Origin of the sequence: Pseudoalteromonas sp. TAE79 (assembly GCF_000498015.1) — a bacterium.
Taxonomy (GTDB): domain Bacteria; phylum Pseudomonadota; class Gammaproteobacteria; order Enterobacterales; family Alteromonadaceae; genus Pseudoalteromonas.
In genome coordinates, this window is record NZ_AUTL01000129.1 from 1 (window position 1) to 4,715 (window position 4,715).

At 38.7% G+C, this 4,715-nt stretch carries 3 protein-coding genes and 1 pseudogene; all 4 read right to left on the reverse strand.

Translation table 11 applies throughout. The features are described from left to right. Nucleotides 1-339, reverse strand: a pseudogene (locus L655_RS0108740) (transposase); the annotation flags it as partial. A gap of 322 nt (nt 340-661) precedes the next feature. Beyond that, nucleotides 662-841, reverse strand: a complete 180-nt coding sequence (locus L655_RS1000000127195) for a hypothetical protein (RefSeq protein WP_125825547.1) — start codon at nt 839-841, stop codon at nt 662-664. A 92-nt stretch (nt 842-933) separates the two neighbouring features. Continuing rightward, nucleotides 934-1,437, reverse strand: a complete 504-nt coding sequence (locus L655_RS0108750) for a hypothetical protein (protein ID WP_024604784.1) — start codon at nt 1,435-1,437, stop codon at nt 934-936. Nucleotides 1,438-1,454: 17 nt separating this feature from the next. Beyond that, the coding region (locus L655_RS0108755) for an RHS repeat-associated core domain-containing protein (protein WP_024604785.1) at nt 1,455-4,715 on the reverse strand (3,261 nt) is incomplete at its 5' end.

The following is a 4,715-nucleotide window of genomic DNA, read 5'->3' on the forward strand; positions in this document are numbered from 1 at the left end:
CTTTTCACCCTGTACATATTTTTGCGTAAGTACGGTGCCTTTACACAGTTTATGCCAGCGAATAATAATCGCTTTATCATTTAGCCTATTCGCTTTTTTATCATCAACATACATTACTAAATGCGTATGATTACTCATTACGGCATAAGCACATACATCAATACAAAATATTTTTGCTAATAAGAGCAACCTATCTTCAACCCACCCTCGTCGATGTTCGTAAGATTGACCTGTAAAGTGGTCTTCACCACACAGAAAGGCACGATGCACGCAACGTGAAATACAATGGTAGTATTTTGTATCAACCAAACTTACTAGACGCTTTCTCGCGATAGCCATAAGACACCCTGCTTGTTTTTTGCACTAAATAAAGGCTAGCCTTTAATTTTAAAAAATGCAAAATTTAGGATGGGTGTCTAGTTTATTTCTTTTTGATGCTTATACATTAGCTCGTCTTGACTTCAAGGGAGCGTCCATATATGTCTTGTTTATTTGTTTTATCGAACAAAGCCAACCAGAGATACTCAAACGCTTAAACATATCGGCAGAGCACTGGTTAATTATTACTACTGAATTTAGAACACAATTTCATGGCGCTGTTGGCCGAGAAGCTTCCTTAAGTGACTACTGCGAACATCAAGATTTTAAACGACGACAAAACTTAAGTCATTGCAATAAGCTCTTTGCGTAAACTCGACGAATCCCCAATCAAACTAATATAACGTTCCATTTCAAACCACGTAGTTCCAAAGCTTACGTTGAAGATGAACTTGTCTAAAAATACGTATTTAGACACTACTGAATGAAATGCTAGAGTCATATCGTTAGTTTTAGTTAACAATATTACCGCTTTCAGTGAAGTTAACGTTTTCGCTTTAATATTGTGCTATTTTATTTAGAATGAGTGTCCTGTTAATTTTTCACCGACCCATTTTATTGAAAATACTTTTTAAGCCGTTCTAGTTCAACTCCCTTTTTGCATGTATCAGAGTTAAGCTCTTTATAAGGAGGCTCATCAGCATGCCCGTCAGAAACATTAGGATCAAGGTTACTACCACAGATCCAGAATTCTTCTTTTCCATCAATTAATTTTGCATCATTGACTAAAAAATAAGTATCTCCATTTTTTCTCAGAGTAAAGTAAACTGGATATTCAGTTACATATTTAGGAAATCCGTTACTATGATAAAAATCAATTATTGAAATAGTTTTATCATCAAATCGACCTGAAATAACTTCATCTACTTCGTATTTCAGTTCAATTACACCATCCATACAAATGTTTGCACTATCTTTTAAAAACTCCGAGCACGATTTATCACTTATCCTTATTTCTTTGGGGTAAGCGAGAATAATGAGAGTTTCATCACTCATAGCTGAACAACTTGCTAGCATTGGAAATATCACCAGTATTGGCAATAAAATAAATTTAAACATTACGAACCTCTTATTATTTAGAAATCTGCTTGCTGTTTATTCAGATTTTTTTGCTGAATCTTAGCTTCTCGTCTCGTCATTTTTCCTTTAAGCATTCTAAACTGCAAACGACCATTTTTAAGTTCAGTAACACCTACACGGCCTTCACTAACGACACCATTAGGTAAACCACTTTTTAAAGGGGATGCATCAGCAGGACTTAGCACACCATCAGAGCGACCATCTATATGCCCGTGAATTACTGCTGCGGCACCCTCTGGTTTAACTGCTGACGCTGTATCTGTATTAGAAGTGTTACCAGTAGTAGCATCTGAGGCCGTTACTACTTCATGCCCACCATTTCCATCAGGCATAACAAATCCTATTTTTTCGACAGTACCAGACTTTACAGCTACTTTACCCTTTCCGCTGACCATTGCATTTGCAACACTCTCTGAAGCTACAACATTTTGCCCGCTAGAAGTCTCTTCAGAAAACGTATCTGACTGTATACAGGATGTTTTGCTACTATTTTCACAAGCACTCATTCCTGTTGGATCGGTATATTTATAAGGATTATTTGCTACATACGCATATCGATTAAAGGTATGAACATCAGTCATGCCAATAGGATCATTCGAATAAAACCGCCCAATAACTGGATCATAGTATCGTGCCTGCATATAACTCAACCCTAAGTCGGTGTCGAATTTATGCCCTGTGTACCCTACGTCATCTTTGGGTGCTTCTATCGATTCACCAAATGGGCGGCTGTGCTGACGGCTGTCATTCAGTGTTTGCGGTGTTACGTCACCGTACTTGGCAATCAGTTTTTTACCTAAGTAAATATAGTTAGTGCCGTTGCCTGTTATGGTGTCGCCTTTTTCTCTGTACAGTAATGTACCATCTTGGCTGTACATTGAATAGCTGATGCCATTGCCATCGCTCTGTTTTACGCGGCGGTTGTGACCATCATATAAATAGCTATTACCTTTCGCTGTGGTAAGTTGATTGGCCGCATTAAAATCTAAACTATATGCGCCGTTGTTAGTAATATTTCCGCGGGTATCATAGCCTATTGAGCCATACCGACCACTCACGCCGGTTACACTGCTTAAGCGGTTTTTTGTATAGTCGTAGGTATAATTAAGTGTTTTACCTTTGCTTTGGTAGTAGGTGATGTTGCCTAAACCATCGTAGCGTAACGTGCTTGAACCAATACCGGAGCCGCCTATCGTGCGGGTTAAGCGGTCGAGGCCGTCATACTGTAAATTAGTTAAACTATAGGCGCTGTTTTGACCATCCATAATCGACGTCACATTTGCATTATGGTCATAGTCATAAGTGAGTGACATCACCGTGCTTGGAATACTCGACCCTGTGGGGCCGGTGTCTTTAAGCTGTTTGGGTAATAAGCTATCTGCATGCAAGGTGGTTTTATGGGTGACACCATTACCATAAGTGAATGAATCAAGCATGCCATTTGCATAATATTCAGCGTTTTTGGCAAAGCTTAAGGCAACGTTGCCACTATTATACATTTGTACTTCTGTTGGTGCTCCAAAGCCATTGGGTTTGAAGTTTACAATAGTTCCATCTGGGTAACCTAACTGTTCACGCTGTTGCAAAGCATTGTATTTATAATTAAGCATTAGAGGTAGTTCATTACCCACAAATAGCTGCTCTTCTTCGAGGCGATTTTGGTTGTTGTACTCATAACGATGAATTACATTACCAGCTGTTAAGGTTTTAACGTTCCCGTTGTTATCGCGCTCGTAGCTAACATCACCTGAAGCATCTGGGTAGTTAACTTGTTTAAGACTGCCTAAGTTTTCATATGTATAAAAAGTACTCCCACTCGGCGCTGTACTGGTACATTGTGTATTAGCAACGCCACCTTGGCTCCAGATGAGTTCACCTATTACATTGTGCTTATAAAGGGTATTGCCTACATCCGGTCGTGTAGTTAAACATAACTGTTTACTATTGTCGTAATAACGACGTTCAGTAACACTCGTTGAATTTCCATACTGGTTAGCACCTGCTTGTGTAATAGAATGTGTTAAACCAAATATATCAATATCTAATGTGGTGGTTACATTCTCAGGCGATTCTATTTTTATTGCGCGCGAGTAACTTGGTGAACCAAAGGCTTGATAGGTTGTGGTTGTTACGTGACCTTTTGCATCCGTTACTTCTATACGATTACCAGATAAATAGGCGTAATTAACGGTGCCTAATCCACTTGTTGTAACACTTTGCTGTCGACCTAGTGAATCATAAACGGTTGTAGTGCCTTTATTTTCACTTATATTTGCGCTTGCATAAGATTGGAACGTTGGCTGATTCAAGTAGTTATATTCGAAACGCTGATAACGGGTACTATTTGCTGCAGAGCTATTGACTAAATCTTGGCTTTTTGTTTTTGTCAGTCGCAGTAAGTTGTCATAGTACTCTGTAGTTTTGAATACAGCGTTACCTGTACATGCGGTCCGTGAACTATCTAACGTACACGTTGACGCAGTGCGGGTATTGGTATCGTTATGCCAAGTATATAACGTGTCGTACCAGCTGCCATTAACCGCATCATTTGTTAAATCTACGGATTTAATACGACCCATGTCATCATAGGTGTAATTAGTTGATACGCCATTATAATCGGTTGTACGAGTTACCCACCCGTTATTATCAACTACCCTACCCGCACTCATGCTTCCTGTGGTTGACCTATTTGGCACCGTTATTACCTGCGGTAAACCGCGCTTGTAGTTTGCATATTCAATAAAACGCTTACCAGTGCCTACTGAACGATTTGAATTAAACTCTATTCGCTCAACATTGCCTTGTGCGGTGTAATCAGTGAAAGTACGTTGTAGTTGACCAAATAGGTACACTTTTGATGGTAATTGTTGGTTTGAAAAGTAACTATTCGAAAAAGCATTGTACTGAATGCGTTTAGTTTCTATATAGTTTTGATCATCGCTTGATACTTGGGTGATGGTAGGTAAATTTAAAATCCAATTTAAAGTGTCATGCTGGTAAAACTGCTTTTTATAAAAAGTACCCGATGGCCCTGCTAGAACAACTTGCTCAGGTGCATCATAAATATTATAGATATAACTTTTAGTAAAGCTGTCACTGTTAACATGTTTAGTAACTCTTTTGTCCTTTACGATATAAGATAAAGTGTCTGTATTCGTGGTTAAAATTGGATCGACAATACCACTGTTACCTTTAAAACTACTCTTCCAATATTGAGTCAATGTTTTTTGATTTATTTCTCCATTTGGGCCATGTTC